A 25,677-nucleotide genomic window follows, 5' to 3' on the forward strand; every position below is an offset into this window, starting at 1 on the left:
ACCATGCGTCTGCCACTCCCGGCAGCGCAACAAAAATGGCGCGCCTCGTATTACACGGGCGCGCCATTTTGCGTTTTATGCGCTGCGCAGCACTGCGCTCGCTTGCGCGTAATCGTATTTACTCCGCGCATTTACTCCGCGCATTTACTCCGGCATTTTCCGGAACGAAACCGCAATTCGGTTCCAGCCGTTGATCGCAATGATCAGCAACGCCAGGTCGCTAATCTCCTGCTCGGTGAAATGCGGCTTCACCGCCTCCCCTTATCGTAAGTGTCCGCTCCGATGGCGGCGACGGAGGTAAGCTTACGGTTGGCACTGGTCTTTCGGAATAACCATTTCCTGGATATTTGAGGTAACCACTCGGATGGAGATCCATATCACGGTAGAAGGGCGACACGATCTGTCCGGACAGATCTACCGGCAGTTGCGTGCCGGCATACTCGAAGGGCGCCTCGCCGGCGGCACGCAGTTGCCTTCCACGCGCGATCTCGCCACGCAATTGGGCGTCTCGCGCAAGACCACGCTCGACGTGTTTGAACGGCTCCTCTCTGAAGGCTATCTGAGCGCCCGCGCCGGCTCGGGCACCTTCGTCGCCGATGGTCTGGAGCGTTTGCCGGTGGAGCGCTCGTCGCATGCACTGGCCGCCGAGTCGGCGCGCGAGCGGGCGAAGGCGAAGCAGAAAGCCGCGGCGCGTGCCCAGCCGCTGTGGGAGCAGATGCCTGAGAGCTTGCCGTTGCCGCGGCCCACGGTGGCCTCGCCGCACGATTTCGTCGGCGGCGCGACCGACAAATCGCTGTTTCCCTTCGACGTCTGGCGCCGTTGCGTGAACCACGCCTTACGTGTGCAAGCGCGCGGTCCAGGCACCTATCGCGACCCGGCCGGCGAGCAGGAATTGCGCCTTGCGATTTCGCGCTACCTGGCGTTCAACCGCGCGGTTACGAGCAACTGGGACGACGTAATCGTCACGCAAGGCGCCCAGCATGCACTCGATCTGATCGCGCGAATCACATTGCGGCCCGGCGAAATCGCGGCGCTTGAAGACCCCGGCTACCCGCCGGTCCAGGCGTGCTTCACGGCGACGGGCGCACGCGTGGTGCCGGTGCCGGTGGACAACGAAGGCCTGATCGTGAGCAAGCTCCCGGACAAGGCGCGGCTCGTCTACGTGACGCCTTCGCATCAGTTCCCGCTCGGCATGCCGATGAGTCTGGAGCGGCGCGTCGAATTGCTCGAGTGGGCGCAGAAACGCGGCGCGGTGATCATCGAAGACGACTACGACTGCGAGTACCGTTTCGAAGGCCGGCCGATGGAGCCGCTGAAAAGTCTCGACCGCGCCGGTCTCGTCGCTTACGTGGGCACGTTCTCGAAAACGATATTCCCGGAGCTGCGGGTCGGCTACGTGGTGCCGCCGTCCTCCCTCAATGGACCGCTCTTAAAGGCGAGGCAGATCGCCGACTGTCACGGCTGCACCCTCACACAAACCGCGCTCGCGACCTTCATGCTCAACGGCGACTTCGCCAAGCATCTGCGGCGCATGCACAAGACCTATGCGGCGCGCCGCGCGATGCTGCTGGAGCATCTGCAAGGCGATCTCGCGCCCTGGTTCGAACCGATCGTGCCGACCGCCGGCATCCATATGGCAACGCGGCTGAAGGCGCCGTTGACCGAGGAGGCGCTGGTGAGCGCCGCGCGTGAAGCGTCGATCGGTTTGTATGGGCTCGCGCCGTTTTATCAGCGCGCGAAGCCGCAGCCCGGCTTGATGTTTGGCTACGGCAGCATCGCCGTCGAACATATCGAGGCGGCGCTTACCAAGCTCGCCGGCATCCTGCCGCGCCTCGCGCGCTGACGAACCGAAGTGCACACGAATAATATGCCGGCATGGCTGATACGCGCGGCCAATGCGGAGTTACCCGAGGCCAATCTGGCGCTGGCGATCGCCTGTCGCAACGGCGAGCTCGGTATGGCGCGCGACGAAGACGCGTACTGGGCCCACGTGAAAGAGCGAGCATGATCTGAAGCACGTCCGCCGGCCATGATCGCGCCTTGAAATGGCCTGCGATTTTCTGTCGCAGAACAACGTTAGCCGCCCCTTGCAGTGACTTTCGCTGCAGGGGGCGTGTTTTTTCCGCTGTATGAATCGGCATGGCGAGCGCGTGGGCGAGTCGCGATTTGGCCATCGAGTCGCCATCCGCCGGCTATCGCCTGGCGTCGAAAGTGCCTCTATTCATGCGTCGAAATGACTTGTAACGCACGTTACGTGTTGGTGTTGCAGACCTCTTTGAAGCACGCAGACGCACGTTTACCCGCTAAAACAAGGATCAAAATGTGTTGCGCAGTCTGCGCCGCGCAACAAACCTTCGCTGTTATACACAAAAGAGTCGCGCAAATCGTATTAGCGCTTGTAGAATCCGGCGTTGAAGCGTGCACATACCGTGTGCGCTTCGTGCAATTCACTGACCACTACAGGTAGGAGAAACATGCCGACTTCCGCAAAAAAGGTGGCCAAGAAGGCTGCTGCCCCGGTACCGACCAAGAAGGTTGCTGCAAAGAAAGTCCCTGCGAAGAAAGCCGTCGCAGCTAAGAAGGTCGCCGTGAAGGCGTCCAGCGCTCCGTCGCCGATCAAGGACACCTTCACGAAGGCCTCGCTGGCTGCACACGTCGCTGAACGCGCCGCTGTGGAACCGAAGACCGCCAAGGCCGTGCTGGCCGCGCTCGAAGACACGATCCTCGGCGCTGTGCACAAGAAGGGCGCTGGCGAATTCACGCTGTCGGGTCTTCTGAAGATCGTCGTGCAAGCTGTGCCGGCGAAGAAGAAGCGCTTCGGCAAAGACCCGTTCTCGGGCGAAGAGCGTTGGTTCCCGGCCAAGCCGGCTAGCGTGCGCATCAAGGCACGTCCGCTGAAGAAGCTGAAAGACGCAGCAGCAGGCTGATCGTGCTTCATGCGTTACCGCGGTTTTTGAGCGTGGCTTTTTAGCGGTGCGTTTTTAACCGTACGCTTTTGCCGTAGTTAACGTTTGAGCCGACCCGCAGTGCGAGTTGTCCGAATCCCCGTGGATGCAAATCCACGGGGATTTTTTTATGCTCGGTCCCGGTGTTTTGCGAGTTTGCCGGAAACGCGCCGCGAACCTGGCGCGAGTTCGGCGTCGCTCCGATGGAGGCTCGCGCCCGGTTTTGCAATGGCCGCCGCCGCCCGCCACGGTGCCCCTTTGCACCGTACTAGCGCATCATGGGCCGCAGCAGTACGATGGCAGCGAGGCCATGCCGGTCGGGATGCGCTGTTCGCGTGCATGCGGCGTGTTTTGCACGCGAAAAGCTCAATGGCATAACGCTTGCTTGAATGAGTGTCGAACACCGAATGCGCAGCGCATTCGCCTTCTATCCGACAACAAGAGCGGGGCGTGACATGCGATGCTATGACGAGATGCGTCATTATGACGATTCCGTGCGGCCACACTACGCGCGCTTTGAGCGGTGGCTGGTGGAGCAGGGCAACGAGGCGATCGCACGTAAGCGTGCGGAAGCCGACCTGCTGTTCCGCCGGGTCGGCATCACCTTCGCGGTGAACGGCGATTTGTCCGGCACCGAGCGGCTGATTCCCTTCGATCTGATTCCGCGCATCATTCCGCGCAGCGAATGGCAGACGCTGGAGGCCGGTTTGCGCCAGCGGGTGCAGGCGCTCAATCTGTTTATCCACGACGTCTATCACGATCGCAATATCGTGCGTGCCGGGATCGTGCCGGCCGAACAGGTCTATACCAACGCGCAATACCGGCCTGAAATGCAGGGCGTGAATGTGCCGCTCGGTGTTTACGCGCATATCGCTGGGGTCGACGTGGTGCGCGCGGGCGACGAGGGCGACTTCTACGTGCTCGAAGACAACCTGCGGGTGCCGTCGGGCGTGTCCTATATGCTGGAGAACCGCAAGATGATGATGCGGCTTTTCCCTGAGCTGTTCGTGCAGAACCGCATCGCGCCGGTCGCGCACTATCCCGATCTGCTGCTCGACACACTGCGCTCGGTGGCGCCCGAAGGCGTCGACGATCCGGTCGTGGTGGTGCTCACGCCGGGCATGTACAACTCCGCGTATTTCGAGCACACCTTCCTCGCGCAGCAGATGGGCGTCGAACTGGTGGAAGGCAAGGATCTCTTCGTCGACGACAACTATGTGTTCATGCGCACCACGCAGGGGCCGAAGCGCGTCGACGTCATCTACCGCCGCGTCGACGACGATTTTCTCGATCCGCTCGCCTTCCGCAACGATTCGGCGCTGGGCGTGCCGGGTCTGTTGACCGCGTATCGCGCCGGACGTGTCGCGCTTGCGAACGCCATGGGCACCGGCATCGCCGACGACAAATCGATCTACCCGTACGTGCCGGAAATGATCGAGTTTTACCTTGGCGAGAAGCCGATCCTCAATAACGTACCCACATTCCAGTGCCGCAAGCCCGACGATCTCGCATACACGCTCGCGCATCTGGCCGAGCTGGTGGTGAAGGAAGTGCACGGCGCGGGCGGCTACGGGATGCTGGTGGGGCCGGCGTCGACGAAAGCCGAAATCGAATCGTTCCGCGAGCGCCTGATTGCGCGGCCCGCGGGTTATATCGCGCAGCCCACGCTGGCGCTCTCAGCATGTCCGACCTTTGTCGAAGCGGGCGTCGCGCCACGCCATATCGACTTGCGGCCCTTCGTGCTGTCCGGCAAGACCGTGACAATGTGTGCCGGCGGTCTCACGCGCGTGGCGTTGCAGGAGGGTTCGCTCGTCGTCAATTCGTCGCAGGGAGGCGGGACTAAAGATACGTGGATGGTCGACTGACGCGGTTGCCAATGCGGTTGCTGCGGTTGCTGCGGTGGCTCAGGTCACAGCTCATGCAGCAACTCCTGTAGCCATGCAGGCAACCGCGCCCGCAACCTAACGCGCCGGCAGATAAGTCAGACTGTCGCCGGCGCACACGGATAACCAGCGCGGACCTTTTACTTTTGCAAAGGTCGCGTCATCAGATACGGAACGCCGTCATGCTAAGCCGAACCGCCGATCACCTCTTCTGGATGGCCCGCTACATGGAGCGCGCGGAGAATACCGCCCGCATGCTCGATATCAACCTGAAGGCCTTGCTGTTGCCGCAGACGCCCGAACAGGAGGCGCGCGCGCAACGTTCGGTGCTGCGCATCTCCGAACTCGAATCTGCCTTCGCTCAACGCTACGACGAACCGACCCGCGAACATGTGCTCGATTTCATGGTGGCCGATGCGACCAATCCGTCGAGTATTCATTCGTGTTTGCAGGCCGCGCGCGAAAACGCCCGCGCTGTGCGCGGCACGCTGACGACCGAATGGTGGGAGACCATCAACGACACCTGGCTCGAGTTCAACGAGCGCAAGTTGTCCGGTCAAGCCGCGAGCAATCCGGGGGCATTGTTCGAGTGGGTGAAGTTCCGCTCGCACCTGTCGCGCGGCGTGACGATCGGCACCGCGCTGCAGGACGACGCGTTCTTCTTCACGCAGCTCGGCACGTTCCTCGAACGCGCTGACAACACCGCGCGGATTCTCGACGTGCGTTTTGCCGACGTCGAACCGAATTCACGCGATGCCGCGCGTCAGCTCGAAGACTTCTACTACTGGACTTCGATTCTCAGTTCGGTATCGGCACTGGAGATTTATCGCAAGGTGTATCGCGATGTCGTCACGCCGGCGCGGGTGGTTGAATTGATGATCCTGAACCAGCAGATGCCGCGCTCGCTGCTCGCTTCGCTCGAAGGCGTCTGCGTCAATCTGGCGATGCTGCGCACTTCCGGCTCGAACCAGTGCGAACGGTTTGCCGGCAAGCTGCGCGCCGAGCTGGTGTACTCCGACATCCGGCAGATTTTCGAAGCCGGCCTGCACGCCTATCTGACGCAGTTCCTTGCTCGCGTGTTCGAGCTCGGCAATCTGGTTGCGCGTACCTATCTGATGCTGCCAGTCGCCTGACGGAGTTATTTTTATGTACCTGACAATCCGCCACGACACGTCCTACCGCTACGAAGCGACTGTCCATTATTCGATCCAGCAACTGCGTCTGACGCCGGCAAGCGGCGCCTCGCAGGTAGTGCGGCGCTGGAGCATTGATGCGCCCGGCAAGCTCGACGCCACCTTCGACGCCTACGGCAATGTGCTGCATACGCTCGTCATCAACAAGCCGCATAGCGAGATTCGTCTGCATGTTGCGGGCGAAGTGGACACGATTCCGCTGATCGATGGCCAGTTACCCGACGCCGTCGGCCCGATTCCGCTTGAGCATTTCACCTGCTCAACGCGTCTCACGGAGGCCGACGCAGCGATCCGCGAGCTGGCCGGATCGGTGCCGAGCCTCGCGAGCTCAAGCAATCTGATCGAGTTGTCCGAGCAGATCCTGCAGCGCGTGAAGTACAACCCCGGCATCACCGAAGTCACCAGCACGGCCGCCCAGGCGCTCGCGCTCGGCAACGGCGTGTGCCAGGACCACGCGCACCTGATGCTGGCCTGCTGCCGCGCGCGCGGCATCCCGGCACGTTACGTGAGCGGCTACATCGAACCCGGCAATGTCGGCCCCGAAGGAAGGCCCATTGGGGGAGAGCACGGGGCGAGCCACGCATGGGTGGACGTGTGGCTGAACGGCCGTGGCTGGATTTCCATCGACGTCACGCACGCCGCGTTTGCCAGCGAGATCTACTGCCGGCTCGCCGTGGCGCGCGATTATGAAGCCGCCGCGCCGGTACGCGGCCGGCGCATCGGCGGGCTGGAGGAGCAACTGAAGGTGTCCGTCACGGTTAGCGCGCAGCTGCCGCAATAGTGGCGAAAGGCTGCTGTTTGGCGGCGCGCTTGACGGGCGGCTGCAGAAAGGCCGCTGGAATGCGCCCCAGCGAGCGCCGCCCCGCATAGCCGTTCAGTTTTCCCACGCAGCGGCCGTAATACGCGGTAGAGGCACATGCGCGCCGCATTACAATAGCGCTGTTCTGTCGTTTTTTGCGGGTACCTTTCCTTATGACTTACTGTGTAGCGATGTCCGTCGACGAAGGGCTCGTGTTCCTTTCGGACACGCGTACCAATGCGGGCGTCGATCACATCAGCACCGCACGCAAGATGTCGGTGTTCGAGCAGCCGGGCGAGCGCATGCTCGTGCTGCTGGGCGCCGGCAATCTGTCGCTCACGCAAGCGGTGTTGCACGAGCTGTCCGAGCCCACCGATCTCGCGCAGCCCACGCTCTGGAGCGCCCCTACCATGGCCGACGCAGCGCGCGTGATCGGGCGCGCGGTGCGCAGTGTGCATCAGCGCGAAGCCGAGGCGCTGCAGGAATTCGGCGTCGACTTCAATTGCAGCTTCATTCTCGGCGGGCAGATTGCGGGCAACCGGCCGCGCCTGTTCATGATCTACTCCGCGGGCAATTTCATCGAAGCATCGGCCGTGAACCCGTATTTCCAGATCGGCGAGGCCAAGTACGGCAAGCCGATCATCGATCGCGTGCTGACACCGTCCACGCCGCTCGACGAAGCCGCCAAGTGCGCGCTGATTTCGATGGATTCGACGCTGCGTTCGAATCTTTCGGTCGGGCTGCCGTTGGATCTGCTGGTCTACGAAAAAGACTCGCTGCGCGTCACGCGTTTCGTTTCGATCGACCACGACAACACGTACTTCGAGATGATTCACCGTACCTGGGGCGAGCGGCTGCGCCAGGTGTTCGGCGAGATTCCTGATCCGGACTGGCAGGATTCGCCCAATGTGCCGCTGCAGCAACGCGAGCGTGCACTGGTGCTGCATCGCGCGCCGGTGGGGGCGGACGGCGTGGAGCATGAACTCGATGCGAAGCCGGCGCAGACGTTGGCGCAGGCGGAGAAGGGCAAGGGCCAGCGGCGCTAGGCAGTTCAGCGTAGATCCGACGGGCCGGCAGCATCACACCAAGGTCGTCACGAGCCTGTTAAGGGCTTGCTGACGGCCTTTTCTTTTACGTCACCCGTTGAGTTGATCACGATGGACGCGCAGTGCATGCGCGATTGTCCGTCTATCCGCGGCGCGCGGTGTGACTCGGACGGCCCTGTTCTCGCCGCGAGCGCCAAAAACCAAGGGGCGAAAAAAAACCAGCCACAGGCTTATCGCCGTGGCTGGTCTTTCAACTGCGTGTTACTACAGCAGTCCGTCAAATTCGATTAGAACTTGTGGCGGATGCCCAGGCTAACCATTTCTTGCGAGTTGGAAGCCGAGTTGTAGCCGTACGAACCGATCGATGCACCGGCAGCGACCAGGCCGCCGCTCGAATTGCGTTGTTCGCCGCTTGCGTGTTGCCATGCGCCGACCAGGTAGATGTCCGTGCGCTTCGACAGGTTGTAGTCGCCGCCCAGGGAAACCTGGTTATACGTTGCGCTCGTGTCGCCCGTGCCCTTCGTGTAGATGTAGCCCACGCCCACCAGCATTGCCGGCGTTGCCTGGTAGCCAAGGTACACGCCACCGACGTTGAACTTCTCGGTCGAACCGAAGCCCGAATTTGCATCCGGCTTGTATTGCGCATTGCTGTAGCGCAGGTTGACCGTGAACGGGCCTGCGACGTATTGGCCTGCGACCTGAGCGATGCCGATCGACTTCGCCGTTTGGTAGACCGAGTTGACCTGGCCGTCAAACGTGCCGTCCGACGTGCTGGTCCAAGTCGTGCGCAGACCCGTCGTGTTGGAGTTGTCGGCGAGGAAGTAGCCTGCAGCGACCGTGAACGGACCCGTTGCGAACGTTGCAGCGCCCGACCACGTTTGACCCGAACCCGTCGTGCCAGCCACGCCGCCCAGAGCGTACATGCCTTCGAACTGGAAGCCGCCCCACACCGGCGAGGTGTACTTGACGGCGTTGTTCGTGCGCGAGGAGTTGTCGTTGTTGTCGACGTCGCCCGGCGTTGCGAAGGTGGATCCGAAGTAGTTGTCACCCGTCACCGGCTGAACCAGGTCGACCACCGGGTCGTACTGACGACCCAGCGTGAACGTACCCCACTGATCGCCCGTCAGGCCGACGTAGGCTTGACGACCGAACATACGGTTGCCTTGACCCAGCTTGCCGCTGTTCACGTCAAAGCCGTTTTCCAACTGGAAGATTGCCTTCAGGCCACCGCCGAGGTCTTCCGTGCCTTTCAGGCCAAAACGATCGCCTTGCAGGTTGCCGGCGTACATTGCAACCAGATTCTTGTTCGGGCCGCCAGCGGTGTTCGTCGTGTTGTGAACGTACTGGACCGACTCATCGATCAGGCCGTAAAGGGTCACGCTGCTTTGAGCATGTGCTACGCCGGTGACGCCGAGCAGCGCCAGCGAGAGGGTAGACAGGGCGATTCGTTTCATCCATTTCTCCACGCAGATGATTAGTTTGTTGTTGCGGAAAGGAGAATAGCTCACTGCCTCAACAGGCAAGAACTGGAAAAAAAAGAGTGTCTCTAAAAAGTGACAAACGACGCAAAGCCTTGTATTTAAAGCCCTTAACGATTATTGCTATTTCCGCAATATTGAATCGTTGACTACGCATTATTGTTGTTTTGTTGATAGTGAAGGCGCCGCTGCCCGCGATTTAGACACTTGTTTGAATGGTTTCCGTAATTTAGTCGTCTAGATGTCGTGCTCGTTCTGCAGCGTCCATATAAAAGCGGAGCCGCGTCGCGCTTGACGGGCGCGCTAGACAGAATTTATGCCTTGTGAGCAGGCGCAACCGCCGCGGTTACAACCTGTTGCCGGGATGTGCCGTTGCGCTCCGCGGTTGTGGTCCTCGCAACGGGCAGTCTTTTCCTGCCGTGTCAGCGTGACCTGCCGTATCAGCGTGAGGCGCAACCGCATCACGCGTCACGCGTCACTCGCGACGGCCGTTGGCGTCCCCGTTGCGGCGCGCCACGGTCGCGGCCGCCAGTCCAGCCGCCGCCGCGAACAGCACCGAACTCCACGGATGCCGTCTGACATAGCGATCGGCCGCGACGGCCGTGCGGCCCGCCTGGACCAGCGAGACGGCGGCGACGCGTGTCGCCTGCGCTTCCGCAAGGACGACGGTGCGGCCGATCTTGACTGCGGTCGCCCGCGCTGAAGTCTTGTTTCGCGCTTGCACTCGTCGTAAAGCCGACGCTGAAGCGGTCGCGGCAAGAGCAGCCGCTTCTGGCGCTCCGGACGCGGGCGCAAACCCGGCGGCACGGGTTTCACGATCTTCCACGCGAGGCAGCGAATCGGCCGATCTCGTCGATGCCGCGAGCACCGAAGCGAGCTTCGCGCGGCTGCCGGGCGGCGAGTCTTCCTGCATGCCCCATCCGCCGCGCGGATCGTGCATGCGCCCGCGCGCCGCCGAAAACTCCGCGCCGAGCAGGAGCACGGCGGCCGAGAAGTACAGCCACATCATCAGCACGGCCAGCGAGCCGGCTGCGCCGAACGAGCTCGCCATGCCGGCGTGCGCGATGTAGAGCGCGAACAGCTTCTTGCCCGCCGAGAACAGCACGGCGGCGACGATCCCACCGACGAACGCATCGCGCCACTGCACCTTGGCGTCCGGCAGAAACTTCAGCAGGCCGGCAAAGGCGAAGGCCAGCACCAGCAAGCCGACGCCGAGTTGCAGCAGATTGCCGATCACCACATATGGCGAGTTGCCCCACAGCCACTTGCCGATGAACGTGATGACCGTATCGAGCACCAGCGAGACGATCAGCAGGAACGCGACGCCGAGCACCAGGCCGAACGAAATCAGGCGCACGCGCACGAGGGCGATCACGCTCGACGAGCGCGGCCCGGTATACGGCCACACCAGATTGAGTGCGCTATTAAGGGATGAGAAGGTGGCTGAGGCGCCGATCGCCAGCAGCGTGAATGAAATGATGGCCGCGATGCCACCAGCGCTGCCGCTGTGATGGGCGTTCTCGACGATGGTCTGCACGCCCGCGGCGGCCTGGTCGCCGAGCAGGCCGTGAATGTGGGTGAACAGCTCACCGCGCGCGGCTGCGGCGCCGAAGAACCAGCCGGCCACGGCGATCACCATGACCAGCGTGGGCGCGAGTGAGAAGGCCGCATAGAAGGCGATGCTGGCGGCCATGGCCGCGCAGCGGTCCTCGGCAAACTGTTTGAATGCGCCGATTGCCCAATTGGCCTGCTTGCGGGCCACCAACTGAAGGTTCTCGGCGGAAAGCGTGTCGATGTCCATGGTCGTTTTCTCAATGGGATACTGGCGCCGGATGCGCCGTGTGCGTGCCGTTGAGGTGGCCTCGACGCAGCCTTCGCATCGAAACCTTTCGCAAACCTTGTGCCTGTCACTATAACAAGCGCTGCATGCACGTGCGCGCGATACGCCGCAAGCACCTGTGCCGGTAGAATGCCGACGGACCTTCACACTTTTATCGCTATGCACTCGCACGAACTCGTCAAGCAGTTGGATCTCATTCCCGCGGAACAATTGAGCGCGCATTTGCCAGCGCATGTCGTCGAGAATCTGCCGGCCCAGGGCGTGAGCGTATTTGCCGTCAGCGACGACGCTTCGGACACCGCCGAATTCAGCGCGCGCTACGGCTTTGGCCTTGAGGACTGCGCCAACACGATCGTGATCCGCTACAAGAAGGAGGGTGCCGAGCATTACGCGGCGCTGGTCTCGCTGGGTTCGCTGCGCCTCGACATCAATGGCGCGGTGAAGGCGACATTGGGCGCACAGCGCCTTTCGTTCGCCAAGCGGGAGGCCGCCGTGGAGCATAGCGGGATGGAGTTCGGCGGAATTACTGCTTTCGGCTTGCCGGCAGACTGGCGCATTCTCGTCGACGCCGCGGTCATGGAGCGTACACGGATCGTGATGGGGGCAGGGGTGCGGGCGGCCAAGTTGCTATTGGCGCCCGCGGTGCTGCAGCAGTGGCCACGCTGTGAGGTTGCTTCGCTTACGCTGGCGGCCGAATGAAGAATTGGGCGCAGTCGCCGCCCAGGCAAGCAGAACAAATCAAGGTCAGCCCCGTAGGCCAACGCACGAAGGTATAAAACAAACGCTGAAGTTTTCCCCCGTTCCGCCGTTATTCCGAAGATTGACATGGATTGTTTCGGCGCCCGCCCGCGCGGCGCCGGCTACAAGTACAAAGGGATACGGAGATGGAACGCTTTCGCCTGAAAGCGCGGCTTTGGCTCGCGCTAGCGGTAATGTGCATGGGAATTCTGGCGATCGGCCTATGGGGCGCTTTCAAAACGCGCGATACGATGATCGCCGACCGTCAGGCCGAACTGAAAAGCGTCGTGAGCGTCGCGTACAGCGTGCTGGATCGTTATAACGGCCTCGCCGCAGCCGGCACGATGTCGCTTGCCGACGCGCAACGCACGGCCATGGCCGACCTGCGCGCGATGCGCTACGACGGCGCCGGCGGCTACCTCGTGATCGAGGACGCGCATGCAACAGTGCTGATGCACGGCGTGCGGGCCGACCTCGAAGGCAAGGACATGAGCGGCTTCACGGATCCGAAAGGCCGCCACGTGTTCAAGGACGGCTCCGATCTCGCCGAGCGGGAAGGCGAAGGCTTCATTCACCTGCAGTTTCTGAAGCCGGGCTCCGATCAGATGGCGCCGAAGATCAACTACGTGCGGCTCTACAAGCCGTGGGACTGGACGATTGTCACCGGTGTGTTCACCGACGATATTGACGCCGCGTTTTACACGACCCTGGTGCAGTACGTCGGCGCGGCGCTGATTCTGTGTCTGGTGGTGGGGCTCGTGATCGGCGTGATCCTGCGCAGCATCTTGCGGCAACTCGGCGGCGAACCGGCTTACGCGGCGCAGATCGCTTCCCGTATCGCCGATGGCGACCTCGATGTGGTGGTCGAGACGAAAGCCGGCGACGACGTCAGCCTGCTCGCCGCGATGCAGCGCATGCAGCATCGACTCGCGCAAGCGATCACGCAGATTCGCAGCGGCGCAACGCTGATCTCGACGGTATCCAACGAGATCGCCGCCGGCAACGCGGACCTGTCGCGCCGCACCGAACAGCAGGCGACCGCGCTCGGCGAAACCGCTTCCAGCATGGAACAGATCACCGCGACCGTGAAACAGAACGCCGACAACGCGAAGCAGGCCAGTCAGCTTGCGCACAACGCGTCGGAGACGGCGGCGCGTGGTGGCGAAGTGGTCGGCCAGGTGGTCGAGACGATGCGCGGGATCTCGCAGTCGTCGCACCGGATCGGCGACATCATCGGTGTGATCGAGGGGATCGCATTTCAGACCAACATTCTCGCCTTGAACGCGGCCGTCGAAGCGGCGCGCGCCGGTGAAGAAGGGCGCGGCTTCGCGGTGGTGGCGGGCGAAGTGCGCAGCCTCGCGCAGCGCAGCGCGGCGGCCGCCAAGGAGATCAAGACCTTGATCGAAGAGTCGGCGGCGCAGATTGAAGGCGGCTCGCAGTACGTGGGCCGCGCCGGTGAAACGATGCAGGAAGTGGTGCACGCCGTGCGCCGCGTGACTGACATTATGGGCGAGATCAGCGCGGCCTCGGTCGAGCAAAGCTCGGGTATTGAGCAGGTCAACATCGCGGTGGCGAGCATGGACCAGACGACCCAGCAGAACGCGGCGCTAGTGGAAGAAGCGAGCGCCTCGGCCGATGTGCTGAAGGCGCAGACCGGGCAACTGGCGGCGGCGATTGCGGTGTTCACGCTGCCGGAAGGGCACTGATCGAGCCAGCCGTGCTCATTGCGTCTAAGACGGCGCAGTGTCTAAGACGGCGCAGATGCCAGGCAGGATTGCAAAACGGGTGAATTTTACAGCGGTGCGGTCAGTCTGAACTGCGAGGCCGGCAGTGCCGTAGCGGTGGCGCGGGTGACGCCGCGAGAAGGCTGCGTCACGCAGCCGGTTGCGCGACTGCGTGACTGGGCCCGATTGTGCCTGCCTGTGCCTGGTGAGTGCGCTTGCTCAGATGATCAGGCGTGAGACCTTGGTGCCTTCGAGTGACAGGCCGGCCATCAGGCCGCCGTTGGTCAGAACAAAAGCTTCGACCGGGCTCGTGGCGGTCGAGGTATCGACCGCGCCGTTCGCGCCCACCTTCAGCACGGCGACCGTGGCATCGGCGCCTGCTGCCCAGCCCTGGCTGCCGAGGAATTTGTCGAGCGCTTCTTGCGTCATGAACAGGAAGATGAGCGCCTTGGACTGCGCGCCGATCTGCAAACCGAACGAGCCCGCGACGGTGCTGTAGTAGCCCGTCGTACGTCCAGCCACGCGTAACGCGCCTTCGCCGTATTGCCCGCCAACCCAGAAGCCCGCCGAAATCACCGACGGGAACACGAGCACGCCGCGCGCCTTGGCGACCAGTTCACGCGAGCCGGTGACGTTCGCGTAGAGACGTGACATGGTGGAATCGACGCCGGCGTTGATCGTGTCGCGCTTGCCGGCGTTCGCCGAAGGCGACGCGCTCGAGGATGGCGACGTGGTCGTGCAGCCGGCGAGGCCAAGACCTGCCGTAGCCAGAGCGGCGCTCGTGGTCATGATGAATTGTCGTCTGCGCATGATTGTTCTCCGAGTGCGTGATGAAGGTTGCGTTTTCTTTTTTAACGGTGCGTGCCGTGAAGCCGGCACGTCCGTATATCTGCTAACCAGCATTTAGCGTGCCTGACGCCACGGCCTGCGTATCAGACTGTCTCGTTGCGCTGACGTTCGCGAGGGGATTCACGGCGTTCAACGCCGCTTCCCCTAGGATCCCTACGCCGCCGGGCGGATATTCTGATTGTGGCGGAACAGGTTGTGCGGGTCGTAGCGGTTCTTCACGGCGACGAGACGCTCATAGTTAGGTCCATACGCGTCGGCCACCCGGCCGCCTTCCTCCTGCGTCATGAAATTGACGTACACGCTGCCTAGCGCGAACGGTGCCGCTGCGTCGAAGAAAGCGCGGGCCCAGCCAATGCAGCGCTCGTCATCGCTCGCGTCGTCCCAACGGCCGTGCACGTTCATCGCGTACTGCGTGTCGCGGCTCGAATAGGCCGTGGCATCAACCGGCACCCGGCTCGTCTGGGCGCCGATCTGCCCGAAAAAGATTTCACATTGCGGCGACGGCAGCTTGCCGATCGCATCGAGCAGTGCGTCGATGAGACCGTCCGATATTCCGTCGAGGTTGTGTGATTTCCAGTAGTTACGAGCGCCCGGCGTAAGCAGCGGATCGAAGGCCTGTTGCCACATGGCGTATGGCATCGGCCCAAGATGTTCGCCGACCGGCGTGCCGAAGCCGCGTACGGCCTCCACCACGGACGGTCCGTTTTCGATGGGGCCCGAGTAGCACATCGCGAATACGATGACCGGCTTGCCGTGCGCCTCGGGCGGCAGGAACGGCAGCGGTGGCGCAAGCCGCAAAACGGCCCATACGCTCAACTCCTCCGGCATGTGTTCTGCAGCCGCGCGGTACTGGAGCAGGGCATTCTTCGCCTGATCGAGCGGCAGTACGACGAGGCCGCCGTATACGAGCGGCCCTACCGGATGCAGCGCGAACTCGAAGCGCGTCACGACGCCGAAATTGCCGCCACCGCCGCGAATCGCCCAGAACAAATCTTGGTGTGAGTCGGCGCTCGCGTGCAGCAGTTCGCCGTCGGCGGTGACCACATCCGCTGAAATCAGATTGTCGACGGTCATGCCGTATCTGCGGCTCAGCCAGCCGAACCCGCCACCGAGCGTCAGACCTGCTACGCCGGTGGTCGAGTTGATGCCGAGCGGCGTAGCGAGCCCGAACGCTTGCGCTTCGTGGTCGAAATCGCCGAGCGTAGCGCCAGGCTCGACATACGCGCGTCGCGCTACCGGATCGATCGCTACCGATTTCATCGGCGACAGATCGATCACGAGGCCGTCGTCGCACAGCGCGGTGCCGGCGATGTTATGGCCGCCGCTGTGCACCGCCAGCGGCAGACCGTTGTCGCGAGCGAATGCTACGCCGCGGCGCACGTCGGCCACGCCGGCGCAGCGCAGGATCATCGTGGGATGCCGGTCGATCATTGCATTCCAGATGCTGCGGGCCTCGTCGAAGCCCGCGTCGCCGGGCAGCAACAGGTCGCCTCGGATCGCGGCTTTGAGTTCTTCAGCGGCGCTGCTGGACACGCTAACCATGACACACCTCCAGACAAAGTGGGAGACGCTCTCGGGACACCATTCAGCTAAGCATTCTGCTAAGCAAACTTAATTAAAAGCGTCTGTACCGGTTCAATTTGCGTCCAGTAAACGGCCCGGTTTCCACAAGTCAAACGAAGGTAAACCCGCGTCTGTCATCGACGCCGCGCGAAAGCGCGCGCGGCAAGTGTCCGCGCGTTGCGGCGGGAATGAAGAACCGCGGCGATGCGGTGGATGATGGAAACGCTTCGGGAAAAGATGGCGCGAAGAAGTGTTGGTTGTGCGCTGCGGTGGTGGCTGCGTGGCGACACTTTTGTGGCCGAAAGGCGCATTTTCGCGGCGTGGCGCCGCGCCGGCTGATGCGCGTGCCGTGCGGAAGTGTCGATTTACATGCTGTTTCGCACGGAGGATTATGCCCGTATCGACTCGTTCACCATCAATCCCCGAGGAAGCGTCATGTCCATGCAAGCTCTCGTTCTCAAGCATCACGACGGCCCGCTCGAACTTACCGAACTGCCGCGCCCCGAGCCTGCGCGCGGTGAGGTGCTGGTGCGAATCGCCGCGAGCGGCCTGAATCCGCTCGACACCAAGATTCGCGCCGGCGCCGCCGGGCACGCGAAACATCCGTTGCCGGCGGTATTGGGCATCGACATGGCGGGCGTCGTCGAGGCCGTGGGCGAGGGTGTCGACGGGTTCAAGGCGGGCGATCAGGTGTATGGAATGACGGGTGGCGTGGGCGGCCTGCAAGGTTCGCTGGCGCAATACGCATCTGTCGATGCGGACCTGCTGGCCTTGAAACCGTCCAATCTCTCGATGCGCGAAGCCGCTGCGCTGCCGCTTGCTTTCATCACGGCGTACTCGGGCATTGTCGATCGCGCGCATTTGCAGGCAGGGCAAACGGTGCTCGTGCATGGCGGCGCGGGCGGTGTCGGATACGTCTCAGTGCAGTTGGCGCTCGCGCTCGGTGCGAAGGTCTTTGCGACTGTCAGCGAGCGCGATCGCAGCGTGGTGGAGGCGCTCGGTGCTACAGCGATCGATTACCGTGCGCAGCCGGTTGCGCAATATGTCCAGTCTGCGACCGATGGCGCGGGTTTTGACCTGGTCGTCGATACGGTCGGCGGGGCGACGCTCGACGCATCGTTTACCGCCGTGAAGCATTTCGGCCACGTGGTCAGCGCGCTCGGATGGGGCACGCATGCGCTAGCGCCGCTGTCGTTTCGCGAAGCTACTTACTCGGGCGTGTTCACGCTGCATGCGTTGCTTTCCGGCGAAGGCCGCGCGCATCACGGCGAGATGCTGCGTGTGGCAGCGCGGCTCGCTGAAGAAAACAGACTCGCGCCCCGCCTCGACGCACGGCGCTTTGATCTGCGCTCTACGGAGCTTGCTTATGACGCGCTGGCCGACGCTAGCGCGCGAGGCAAAATTGTGGTCGAGGTGAATTGAGCGGAACGCTGAATGCAGCGTTGCTGCGCACCGTTGGATTAGCCCTTTACGAGGCCGCCGTCCACGATCAGATTCTGACCGGTGACCGCGCGCGCCCACGGTGACAGGAAGAACAGCACGGCGTCGGCGAACTCTTCAGGCGTCGTGACGCGCCGCACCGGTGTCGAACTGGCGATCAGGCGCACCCCCGATTCGGTTTTCTCGCTCGCTTAGTGGGATGGCGCACGGGTAAAGACGGCGCTCATGCAGAGACGGCGGTCGATGTGCGTAACGGAGCGTGCCTCGCGTCTGATTTTTGCACTGTCTGTGTGATTGCCCGCACTCCCGCTTTTGCAAATTCTTTTTTGTGTTCGGACAAGCACTTATACGAAACGTTTGTTCGCGTTACGGTCTATTCCTTTCCGTGGGAACTACTTCCTGTAGAGAACAGGTTCGCCTGCGGTGGTTCGATTCATCTGATGAAGAGATCCATGCGTCCAATAAAAAAATAATAGTTTGGACTGCATATCTAAAAGCAAAAATTTCCAGCGGTTCAGAGGGGCGGCAATTAACGATCCTTGACAGTTGCGCAACGCAATTGATCGGAAACAGACCATCAATATCGCATTGCGTGGGCTACCGCACGGTCACCAGACGGCGCTCCGCATAACTTCAACGTCCATCAGGCCCTGCTGTGTTCTCTCAAGGATTTGTTCGCGCACAGTGAGTCGTTTATCCCAGACCAGGTGAAACCGGATCGGGATTTTCCGCGGGAGAGATGCCGGGTGTCACGCAGTTTTCGTGTGGTACGCGGCAATGTCGACCGGGCTTCGAAGTTTCATTTTTAACAGCGAACAGGGATTCACTCGTTATCTGGATCTGTCTTTCGAAATATATGTTTAGGAGAATGAAATGAAAAAGCAAACCGGGGATGCGCGAGGGTTGGGGACAAGCAGAGCGGTATTGGCGGTTGCTGTCAGTCTTTATGCTGCGATGGCGGGTGCTCAAACGAATGCGGCGACACCTGCGGCGCCGTCGGTAAATTCGACGCAACTGATGGTTGCGCAAGCGTTGCCGATGCCTTGTGCGCCATTCGACGCGTCTGGCTGCAAGCAGCAGGACGGTGGATCGCGGGCATCCGGGGGAGTTGGAGTGGCAGCGGCCGCAGGTCTCGGGTCGACGTCGTCTTCGGGCTCACAGAACAGCAATGGCAGCGGAACTTCGTCGCCCGGGTCGGTCGCGGCGGGATTAGGCACTGGCAGTGCGGGGAGCGGTAGTGGGGGGAAGGGTGGGGCGGGTAGTGGTGGGGCGGGTAGTGGTGGGGCGGGTAGTGGTGGGGCGGGTAGCGGTGGGACGGGTAGCGGTGGGACGGGTAGTGGCGGGACTGGCAGCGGTGGGACGGGTAGTGGCGGAACAGGCAGTGGTGGGACAGGTGGCAGTGGCGACGGCGGTGATGGCGGGTCGGGCGGCAATGGTGACGGCGGTAGTAACGGTGGGCATCACGGCGGCCATGGCCACCATGGTCATGGTCATGGTGACGGTGGCCACGGCGATGGCGGTCATGGCGATGGTGGCCATGGTGATGGCGGTCATGGCGACGGTGGTCACGGTGATGGCGGTCATGGCGACGGTGGTCACGGTGATGGCGACGGTGGTCACGGTGATGGCGGTCATGGCGACGGTGGTCACGGTGATGGCGACGGTGGTCACGGTGATGGCGGTCATGGCGACGGTGGTCACGGTGATGGCGGTCACGGTGATGGTGGCCACGGCGATGGCGGTCACGGCGATAGTGGCCATGGTGATGGCGGTCACGGCGATGGTGGTCATGGTGATGGCGGCCACGGCGATGGCGGTCACGGCGACGCCGGTCATGGCGATGGCGGCCACGGCGATGGCGGTCATGGCGATAGCGGTCACGGCGATGGCGGCCACGGCGATGGCGGTCACGGCGACGGCGGTCATGGCGATGGCGGCCACGGCGACGGCGGCCATGGTGACGGTGGCCATGGCGATGGCGGCCACGGCGACGGCGGCCATGGTGACGGTGGTCACGGTGATGGCGGTCACGGTGATGGCGGTCACGGCGATGGTGGTCATGGTGATGGCGGTCACGGCGATGGTGGTCACGGCGATGGTGGTCATGGTGATGGCGGCCACGGCGACGGCGGTCACGGCGATGGCGGTCACGGCGACGCCGGTCATGGCGATGGCGGCCACGGCGATGGCGGTCATGGCGATGGTGGTCATGGCGATGGCGGTCATGGTGATGGTGGCCATGGTGATGGCGGCCACGGTGACGGTGGCCACGGCGATGGCGGTCATGGCGACGGCGGTCATGGTGACGGCGGTCACGGCGACGGAGGTCATGGCGATGGCGGCCACGGTGATGGCGGTCATGGTGACGGTGGCCAAGGCGATGGCGGTCATGGCGATGGCGGTCATGGTGACGGTGGCCGCGGCGATGGCGGTCATGGCGATGGCGGCCACGGCGATGGCGGTCACGGCGATGGCGGTCACGGCGACGGTGGCCATGGTGATGGTGGTCACGGCGATGGCGGTCATGGCGATGGCGGTCATGGTGACGGTGGTCACGGCGATGGCGGCCACGGTGATGGCGGTCATGGTGACGGTGGCCATGGCGCTGGTGGTCACGGCGCTGGTGGTCGCGGCGACGGTGGCCACGGCGATGGCGGCCATGGTGACGGTGGTCACGGGGATGGTGGCCACGGTGACGGTGGCCACGGCGATGGCGGCCATGGTGACGGTGGTCACGGGGATGGTGGCCACGGTGACGGTGGCCATGGCGCTGGCGGTCGCGGCGACGGCGGCCATGGCGATGGCGGCCACGGTGACGGTGGCCATGGAGCTGGCGGTCGCGGCGACGGCGGTCACGGCGATGGCGGCCATGGCGACGGTGGCAAAGGCGACGGTGGCAAAGGCGACGGTGGCAAAGGCGGCAGCGGCAAAGGCGGCAGCGGCCAGGGCCACGGCGGCGGCTTCGGTGGTGGCTTCGGTAGCGGCGGCGGCCATGGCGGCGGTTACGGCGGTGGCCACGGCCACTGACGCAGCGGGCGATCCTCTGCGCGCGGCAGCCGGCAAACGGCTTCCCGCGCTGATGTCCCGGCCGCGATCACACGAGCGGACAGTCGACCGTCCGCTCACCGTCAGGTCCGCCAATCCCGCGCAAAACAGAAACAGAAAAAAACAAAAAAACCAACGCGCGATAATCCAGAAAGTAAAAAATCCCATCGACCGATTTGCCTTCAACCCGAAGGCAATCCCGTCGATGGGATGACTCGCAGCAACCTCTCGCATCTTCCCAACCAAAACAACCCACCGCTACCCCGGCCCCCCACTGCGTCACTTCAATCACCTGCCTTCTGAAGCTCGGCAAGCATCCGCTCGACGCGATCCGCGGAAACGCAAACGGCGTCCGCCTGATAGAGTGCCGTCCATGATTAAATGCCGAAGCCTCGCTCGCCATCTAAAACGCCAAAGCCAGGTCCCAGCGGGCATATCGCAACAATCCATTCATAACGGAGTTCGCGTTGAATAACAAACAGGCCCCGCTACCGCAATCGCCATTGCGAATTGCAGCAGCGCAAGCGCAACCGGTTTGCGGCGACGTCACGGCAAACATTGCCAAAACAGTCGAGCTGACTTGCGTTGCCGCCGACCGCGGCGCGAAACTGGTGGTTTTTCCCGAGAAATTCCTGAGCGGCTATGAGCCTGGCCTGATTGCCGGCGACCCCGCAAAATACGCCTTCGAAGATCACGATGCGCGGCTCGCGCCGATTCGGGAAGTTTGCCGCCAGCGCGAGATCGCCGTGATCGTCGGTGCGGCAACACGTGGCGTAGGCGGCTTGGGCGGCCTTCATATTTCTTCGCTGGTGTTCAACCGTTCCGGCGAGCTGATCGAGCCGTATCACAAGCAGCATCTCTACAGCAGCGAGACGAAGATTTACCAGCCGGGCACGCAAGGCTGCATGCTGGAGATTGAGGGATGGCGGCTTGCGCTCGGCGTGTGCTACGACTCCGGCTTTCCGGAGCATGCGCGCAGCGCCGCAGTGAACGGCGCGCACGCGTATCTGGTGAGCGCGCTCTTCAGCCTGAAGACGGGCTATCACCAGTCACGCATCTGGTTTCCGGCGCGTGCTTTCGACAACACCCTGTACGTCTTGCTGTCGAATCACGTCGGCACCACAGGCGGCTGGGAAACGTGTGGTGCGAGCGCGATCTGGGGCCCTTATGGCGACGTGATAGAGGAAGCGAGCCGCGAACGGGAAGAAGTGATCACTGCGCTACTCGATCCCGCCGTGCTCGCCGATGTCCGTGAGCGCGAGACGGTGCTCACGGACTTCAAGGCGTACGGCGATGAAACGGCGGGTGGTTACGTGGTGCGTCGTCTGGATTAACCAACGGCACGCACAAGTGCTTACTTCAGCGCAACTGGCTGCCCCGCGCTGATCCCTTTGCGTTTTGGCGCGGGCACGGCCCACAGCAGCGCAACCATGCCCACGATCAGGAGCACCGCGATAACCGCAAAGCCAGCGTAGACGCTGCCGGTTTCGGCCTTCAGCATCCCGACCAACGAAGGGCTTACCGCGCCGCCAATCGCGCCGATCGCGGTAATCGTCGCGATACCGGCCGCAGCGGCGCCGCCATCCAGATAGGCGGTGGGGATCGTCCAGAAAATGCTCAGAGTCGCGTAGATGCAGGTCGACGCAACCACCAGCAGGGTAACGGTGAAGGGAACGCTATGCGCGGCGAGCGGCAGCAGCAGAAAACTGCCGGCCACCGCGAAGCCGCAGCCCGCCACATGCCAGCGCCGTTCGGCGTGACGATCCGAGCTGCGTCCGATCACCACGATACCGATGGCTGTGCAAACCGAAATCGCACCGCTCAACCAGCCGATATTGGCGATCTGTTGCACGCCGACGTGCCGCAGCAGCGTCGGAATCCAGAAGCCGACCGCATTGAGTCCCATGAACACGCAGAAATAGATCGCCGACAGCAGATAGATCCGCGGGTTGCGCAACACATCGGAGAGTCGCGCGGGCGGCGCGTGGTGTGTGCCGCGCTGTTTTCGATCCGCTTCAAGCGCAGCGGTGACGTGGGCCTTTTCTGCGTCGTTCAGCCATTTTGCGTGCAGCGGACGATCGTCCAGATAGAGCATCGCCATAACGCCGAGCACGATGGCCGGGACGCCTTCGATCAGGAACAGCCACTGCCAGCCATGCAAGCCGAGCATGTCGTGGAAATGCACCATGATCCAGCCCGACAGCGGGCCGCCGATGATGCCTGCCAACGGCACGGCCATGATGAACAGACTCGTGATGCGTCCACGTTGCCGATCGGGAAACCAATACGTCAGGTAAAGAATGATGCCGGGAAAAAAGCCGGCTTCGGCAGCGCCCAGCAGAAAGCGCAGCAGATACAGCATGCTCGCGCTCCTGACGAACATCAGCAGCACCGTCAAACCACCCCACAGCACCATAATCCTCAGGAGCGTCTTGCGCACGCCGATACGATCCAGCAGCAGATTGCTCGGCAACTCGAACACCAGGTAGCCGACGAAGAACATCCCCGCCGCGAAACCGAACACGGCGTCGTCGAGTTTCAGATCCTGCAGGAACTGCAGCTTTGCAAAGCCGATGTTGACGCGGTCGATGAAATTGACCACGTAGCAGATGAACAGAAACGGCACGATGCGCCGCGCGATCTTGCGATAAATCGCGTCGTCGGGCGTAAGGGCTGGCGAGCGCTGCATGGTGTCTCCTGGCGGCCCGGCACGTTGGGCCGGACGCATATGATGGTTTTGTGAGGCGCAGCGTCAATCTCTGCTTGAGGCTCTGCTTGAGGCTCTGCTTGAGTCTCTCATCGAGGCCGCATTCGCGTCGTTAGCGCCAGTTGCCTGTACTACCACTCGCCGAAAAAGACCCCCCAGTCTTTGTGCGTGTCGGTCTTGCTTTCGACAGTCGGGTTATCGATCGTGACGCGCTGTTTCAATGAGCCGTACCAGTCGGCGAGCTTCGCATGCATTTGCGCGTGGATGATGGCGTGACTCGCATCGGCGCCGAGATCGACGTATTCGTCCGGATCGTTCGCCAGATCGAAGAGTTGCGGGCGATAGCCCTGCCAGTGTATGTATTTCCAGCGCGTATCACGCACCATCCAGCCGCGGCATTCGTCGGGCTTGCGTTCCAGTGCGAGACGCGCGCCGCGGAAGCTATAGTCGAGTTCGGAGACCACGTAATCGCGCCAGCCTTCGGCGCGCTCCGTTTCGCCGCGCGTGAGCGCGAGCACCGAATGTCCTTCGATACGCTCTTCATGGGCCGGCAGGCCGAGCGCGTCGAGCACGGTCGGCACCACGTCGATGCCCGACACGAAGCGCGCTTCGGCACTGCCGCGGGTGACGTCGGCACGCGTCGACGGATCGTAGACGATCATCGGCACGCGCTGCACGGTGTCGTAGAACAGTTCCTTCTCGCCGAGCCAATGATCGCCGAGGAAGTCACCGTGGTCGGCGGTGAACACGATCAAGGTGTCTTGCCAGCGGCCGAGCCGATCGAGCGTGTCCCACAGTTGGCCGAGGTGATCATCGATCTGCTGGATCAAGCCTTGATAGACCGGCCGCACGGTGTTCGACACTTCTTCACGCGCGAAATTAACGCACTCTTCCTGAGTGCGATACGCGGCAACAACCGGGTGCGCATTGTCGAGTTCGGCGGCCTTGCGCGCGAGCGGCAGGCATTGATCGAGCGAATACAGGTTGTGATAGGGACGCGGCGCGACATAGGGCCAATGCGGCTTTACGTACGACAAATGCAATGCCCACGGCGTGTCGCCTTGCTGCTCGATATAGCGGATCGCCTGATTCGTCATGTAAGCCGTTTCGGAATGCGGCTCGGCCACCCGCGCCGGCCAGCGCACGTTGCGCATTTTCCAGCCGGATTGCACCGCGCCGCTGTCGTCTTCCACACTGATCGCGAAGTCGCTCCACGGTTTATCGCTGACGTAGCCGTGTTCGCGCAAAAAGGCCGGATAGCCGCTCTCCTTGCCGGGTTCGTGGTGACCGTCATAGCGGTCGAGCTCATCGAAAGAACCGGTTGAGAGGCGCTGCCCGAGCGGACTTTGACGCGCGATGTCGAGCCGCTGCATGCCGTTGCCGTCGGCCATCACGTGCGTCTTGCCGGCCAGCGCGAGCGAGCGGCCATTCAGGCGCAGGTATTCGCCGAGCGTCATTTCACCGATCGAGAGCGGCACGCGGTTCCAGTTGGCACCGTGACTGCTCATCGTCCGGCCGGTGTAATACGACATGCGCGACGGACCGCACACGCCGGAGCTGACGAAGGCATTGTCGAAACGCACGCCGCGCGCGGCCAGCGCGTCGATATGACGGGTTTTAAGGTAGGGATGTCCGTAGCAGCCGAGATGATCGCGGCGCAGCTGGTCGCACATGATGAAGAGAACGTTGCGGGTGTCCGCCATCTATAAGCACCGTCTGTGGCCTTGCGGCCTGAAGTAGGAGAAACCGGGGAGAGGCTTCGATGCTAGAAACGAAACTGACGATTGACCTAATCAAATATATGTGCAGACGCACAATGCGCTGGGGCCGTCGCCACCAAAGCGCGTCATAATGGCCGGCAATCCCTTACTAGATGTACGCTCACCGTGCCTGCGACCGACCCTCAATCGCTACCCGTGCTGAAGCATCCCCAGCACATAGACGAATTTCTGCTCTACAGGCTTCACAACCTGGCGCGTGTGGCGACTCAGGGCGTCGGTCTGATGTTCCGGCGCGAACTTGGCATTAGCCGGCGCGACTGGCGCATTCTCGCGTTCGTCGGCAAGTACCCGGACGCGAGCCTCACGCAACTCGCCGAAATGGCCGCGCTCGACATGGTGGTGGCGAGCCGCTGCGTCGCCAATATGGTGAAGAAGGGTTTGATTGCGAAGACGCGCCTGCCGGAGAACAAGCGGGTGGCCGTGCTCGCGCTCACCGAAGCTGGCCGCATCGCCTATGAACAGGCACGCGTAAGCGGGCAACGCTATAACACTGAGTTCGCGGCCTGCCTGAGTGATGAAGAAGCGCATTTACTCGACGGCCTGCTCAAGCGGATGGAGCAGCAAGCCGCGCAACTGACGCAACGCGAGATCGCCAGAAGCGGGCCGATGCCGTTACTCAGCGAAGACGTCGAATAAGCCCACTCGC

The 25,677-nt window shown here is 62.7% G+C and carries 19 protein-coding genes and 2 pseudogenes; 12 read left to right on the forward strand and 9 right to left on the reverse strand.

All coding sequences use genetic code 11. From position 1 onward, the window contains the following. Nucleotides 1-144 precede the first annotated feature (144 nt). A pseudogene (locus tag HHL24_RS43610) lies at nucleotides 145-258 on the reverse strand (carboxymuconolactone decarboxylase family protein); the annotation flags it as partial. Nucleotides 259-364: 106 nt separating this feature from the next. Here HHL24_RS43610 and pdxR point away from each other — a divergent pair. The 7 genes from pdxR to HHL24_RS13025 all read left to right on the forward strand — a co-directional run bounded on the left by pdxR (nucleotide 365) and on the right by HHL24_RS13025 (nucleotide 7,866). After that, nucleotides 365-1,843 (forward strand): MocR-like pyridoxine biosynthesis transcription factor PdxR, encoded by a 1,479-nt coding sequence (gene pdxR, locus HHL24_RS12995; RefSeq protein ID WP_169485865.1) that lies wholly within the window; start codon nucleotides 365-367, stop codon nucleotides 1,841-1,843. A gap of 9 nt (nucleotides 1,844-1,852) precedes the next feature. Beyond that, complete coding sequence (locus HHL24_RS13000; RefSeq protein WP_169485866.1) at nucleotides 1,853-2,008, forward strand: hypothetical protein; 156 nt, start codon at nucleotides 1,853-1,855, stop codon at nucleotides 2,006-2,008. Nucleotides 2,009-2,474: 466 nt separating this feature from the next. Next, nucleotides 2,475-2,927 carry an HU family DNA-binding protein gene (locus tag HHL24_RS13005; protein ID WP_007177969.1) on the forward strand — a complete coding sequence of 151 codons (453 nt, stop codon included), beginning with the start codon at nucleotides 2,475-2,477 and terminating at the stop codon, nucleotides 2,925-2,927. A 473-nt stretch (nucleotides 2,928-3,400) separates the two neighbouring features. Continuing rightward, nucleotides 3,401-4,810, forward strand: a complete 1,410-nt coding sequence (locus HHL24_RS13010; protein ID WP_169485979.1) for a circularly permuted type 2 ATP-grasp protein — start codon at nucleotides 3,401-3,403, stop codon at nucleotides 4,808-4,810. A gap of 200 nt (nucleotides 4,811-5,010) precedes the next feature. Then, a complete protein-coding gene (locus HHL24_RS13015) occupies nucleotides 5,011-5,961 on the forward strand; it encodes an alpha-E domain-containing protein (RefSeq protein ID WP_169485867.1) in 951 nt (316 codons plus the stop codon). A gap of 13 nt (nucleotides 5,962-5,974) precedes the next feature. Then, a complete protein-coding gene (locus HHL24_RS13020) occupies nucleotides 5,975-6,802 on the forward strand; it encodes a transglutaminase family protein (protein ID WP_169485868.1) in 828 nt (275 codons plus the stop codon). A gap of 191 nt (nucleotides 6,803-6,993) precedes the next feature. Further along, nucleotides 6,994-7,866: a proteasome-type protease gene (locus HHL24_RS13025; RefSeq protein ID WP_169485869.1), complete on the forward strand. Its 873-nt coding sequence runs from the start codon at nucleotides 6,994-6,996 to the stop codon at nucleotides 7,864-7,866. Nucleotides 7,867-8,153: 287 nt separating this feature from the next. Here HHL24_RS13025 and HHL24_RS13030 read toward each other — a convergent pair whose 3' ends face one another. Continuing rightward, nucleotides 8,154-9,320 (reverse strand): porin, encoded by a 1,167-nt coding sequence (locus tag HHL24_RS13030; protein ID WP_169485870.1) that lies wholly within the window; start codon nucleotides 9,318-9,320, stop codon nucleotides 8,154-8,156. Between the two features lie 499 nt (nucleotides 9,321-9,819). Further along, nucleotides 9,820-11,145 (reverse strand): YihY/virulence factor BrkB family protein, encoded by a 1,326-nt coding sequence (locus HHL24_RS13035; RefSeq protein WP_169485871.1) that lies wholly within the window; start codon nucleotides 11,143-11,145, stop codon nucleotides 9,820-9,822. 198 nt (nucleotides 11,146-11,343) lie between these two features. On the opposite strand from HHL24_RS13035, the gene HHL24_RS13040 reads away from it, so the two are divergent. After that, nucleotides 11,344-11,883: a YbaK/EbsC family protein gene (locus HHL24_RS13040; RefSeq protein ID WP_169485980.1), complete on the forward strand. Its 540-nt coding sequence runs from the start codon at nucleotides 11,344-11,346 to the stop codon at nucleotides 11,881-11,883. A gap of 185 nt (nucleotides 11,884-12,068) precedes the next feature. After that, nucleotides 12,069-13,628, forward strand: a complete 1,560-nt coding sequence (locus HHL24_RS13045; protein WP_169485872.1) for a methyl-accepting chemotaxis protein — start codon at nucleotides 12,069-12,071, stop codon at nucleotides 13,626-13,628. Nucleotides 13,629-13,865: 237 nt separating this feature from the next. Here HHL24_RS13045 and HHL24_RS13050 read toward each other — a convergent pair whose 3' ends face one another. Together HHL24_RS13050 and HHL24_RS13055 are read right to left on the reverse strand one after the other, a co-directional pair. Continuing rightward, on the reverse strand, nucleotides 13,866-14,456 hold the full coding sequence (locus tag HHL24_RS13050) for a BPSL1445 family SYLF domain-containing lipoprotein (RefSeq protein ID WP_169485873.1): 591 nt from the start codon (nucleotides 14,454-14,456) through the stop codon (nucleotides 13,866-13,868). 192 nt (nucleotides 14,457-14,648) lie between these two features. Beyond that, the gene (locus HHL24_RS13055; protein ID WP_169485874.1) at nucleotides 14,649-16,037 is read right to left on the reverse strand and encodes an FAD-binding oxidoreductase; all 1,389 of its coding nucleotides are present in this window, start codon (nucleotides 16,035-16,037) and stop codon (nucleotides 14,649-14,651) included. A gap of 456 nt (nucleotides 16,038-16,493) precedes the next feature. On the opposite strand from HHL24_RS13055, the gene HHL24_RS13060 reads away from it, so the two are divergent. Then, on the forward strand, nucleotides 16,494-17,480 hold the full coding sequence (locus HHL24_RS13060; RefSeq protein WP_169485875.1) for a zinc-dependent alcohol dehydrogenase family protein: 987 nt from the start codon (nucleotides 16,494-16,496) through the stop codon (nucleotides 17,478-17,480). 38 nt (nucleotides 17,481-17,518) lie between these two features. Here HHL24_RS13060 and HHL24_RS13065 read toward each other — a convergent pair. Together HHL24_RS13065 and HHL24_RS44560 are read right to left on the reverse strand one after the other, a co-directional pair. Then, nucleotides 17,519-17,665 (reverse strand): annotated as a pseudogene (locus HHL24_RS13065) (SDR family oxidoreductase); the annotation flags it as partial. Nucleotides 17,666-18,707: 1,042 nt separating this feature from the next. Then, entirely contained in the window at nucleotides 18,708-20,711 is a 2,004-nt protein-coding gene (locus tag HHL24_RS44560) for a hypothetical protein (protein ID WP_169485876.1), read from the reverse strand. A 299-nt stretch (nucleotides 20,712-21,010) separates the two neighbouring features. Here HHL24_RS44560 and HHL24_RS13075 point away from each other — a divergent pair, with 299 nt between their 5' ends. Continuing rightward, complete coding sequence (locus tag HHL24_RS13075; protein WP_169485877.1) at nucleotides 21,011-21,877, forward strand: carbon-nitrogen hydrolase family protein; 867 nt, start codon at nucleotides 21,011-21,013, stop codon at nucleotides 21,875-21,877. Between the two features lie 20 nt (nucleotides 21,878-21,897). Here the strand turns inward: HHL24_RS13075 and HHL24_RS13080 are convergent, their stop codons facing one another. After that, nucleotides 21,898-23,232 carry an MFS transporter gene (locus tag HHL24_RS13080; protein WP_169485878.1) on the reverse strand — a complete coding sequence of 445 codons (1,335 nt, stop codon included), beginning with the start codon at nucleotides 23,230-23,232 and terminating at the stop codon, nucleotides 21,898-21,900. 149 nt (nucleotides 23,233-23,381) lie between these two features. Next, nucleotides 23,382-24,953, reverse strand: coding sequence for a sulfatase-like hydrolase/transferase (locus tag HHL24_RS13085; protein WP_169485879.1), 1,572 nt, complete (start codon nucleotides 24,951-24,953; stop codon nucleotides 23,382-23,384). 183 nt (nucleotides 24,954-25,136) lie between these two features. On the opposite strand from HHL24_RS13085, the gene HHL24_RS13090 reads away from it, so the two are divergent. Further along, a complete protein-coding gene (locus tag HHL24_RS13090; RefSeq protein WP_329606632.1) occupies nucleotides 25,137-25,667 on the forward strand; it encodes a MarR family winged helix-turn-helix transcriptional regulator in 531 nt (176 codons plus the stop codon). The last annotated feature ends 10 nt before the right edge of the window (nucleotides 25,668-25,677 follow it).

Source organism: Paraburkholderia polaris, from assembly GCF_012927345.1.
Taxonomy (GTDB): domain Bacteria; phylum Pseudomonadota; class Gammaproteobacteria; order Burkholderiales; family Burkholderiaceae; genus Paraburkholderia; species Paraburkholderia polaris.

What these genes read in the sequence shown, in the direction of transcription:
- pdxR (WP_169485865.1), top strand. Translation starts at nt 365, where the DNA reads ATGGAGATCCATATCACGGTAGAAGGGCGACACGATCTGTCCGGACAG.
- HHL24_RS13005 (WP_007177969.1), top strand. Translation starts at nt 2,475, where the DNA reads ATGCCGACTTCCGCAAAAAAGGTGGCCAAGAAGGCTGCTGCCCCGGTA.
- HHL24_RS13010 (WP_169485979.1), top strand. Translation starts at nt 3,401, where the DNA reads ATGCGATGCTATGACGAGATGCGTCATTATGACGATTCCGTGCGGCCA.
- HHL24_RS13015 (WP_169485867.1), top strand. Translation starts at nt 5,011, where the DNA reads ATGCTAAGCCGAACCGCCGATCACCTCTTCTGGATGGCCCGCTACATG.
- HHL24_RS13020 (WP_169485868.1), top strand. Translation starts at nt 5,975, where the DNA reads ATGTACCTGACAATCCGCCACGACACGTCCTACCGCTACGAAGCGACT.
- HHL24_RS13025 (WP_169485869.1), top strand. Translation starts at nt 6,994, where the DNA reads ATGACTTACTGTGTAGCGATGTCCGTCGACGAAGGGCTCGTGTTCCTT.
- HHL24_RS13030 (WP_169485870.1), bottom strand. Translation starts at nt 9,320, where the DNA reads ATGAAACGAATCGCCCTGTCTACCCTCTCGCTGGCGCTGCTCGGCGTC.
- HHL24_RS13035 (WP_169485871.1), bottom strand. Translation starts at nt 11,145, where the DNA reads ATGGACATCGACACGCTTTCCGCCGAGAACCTTCAGTTGGTGGCCCGC.
- HHL24_RS13040 (WP_169485980.1), top strand. Translation starts at nt 11,344, where the DNA reads ATGCACTCGCACGAACTCGTCAAGCAGTTGGATCTCATTCCCGCGGAA.
- HHL24_RS13045 (WP_169485872.1), top strand. Translation starts at nt 12,069, where the DNA reads ATGGAACGCTTTCGCCTGAAAGCGCGGCTTTGGCTCGCGCTAGCGGTA.
- HHL24_RS13050 (WP_169485873.1), bottom strand. Translation starts at nt 14,456, where the DNA reads ATGCGCAGACGACAATTCATCATGACCACGAGCGCCGCTCTGGCTACG.
- HHL24_RS13055 (WP_169485874.1), bottom strand. Translation starts at nt 16,037, where the DNA reads ATGGTTAGCGTGTCCAGCAGCGCCGCTGAAGAACTCAAAGCCGCGATC.
- HHL24_RS13060 (WP_169485875.1), top strand. Translation starts at nt 16,494, where the DNA reads ATGTCCATGCAAGCTCTCGTTCTCAAGCATCACGACGGCCCGCTCGAA.
- HHL24_RS44560 (WP_169485876.1), bottom strand. Translation starts at nt 20,711, where the DNA reads ATGGGATTTTTTACTTTCTGGATTATCGCGCGTTGGTTTTTTTGTTTT.
- HHL24_RS13080 (WP_169485878.1), bottom strand. Translation starts at nt 23,232, where the DNA reads ATGCAGCGCTCGCCAGCCCTTACGCCCGACGACGCGATTTATCGCAAG.
- HHL24_RS13085 (WP_169485879.1), bottom strand. Translation starts at nt 24,953, where the DNA reads ATGGCGGACACCCGCAACGTTCTCTTCATCATGTGCGACCAGCTGCGC.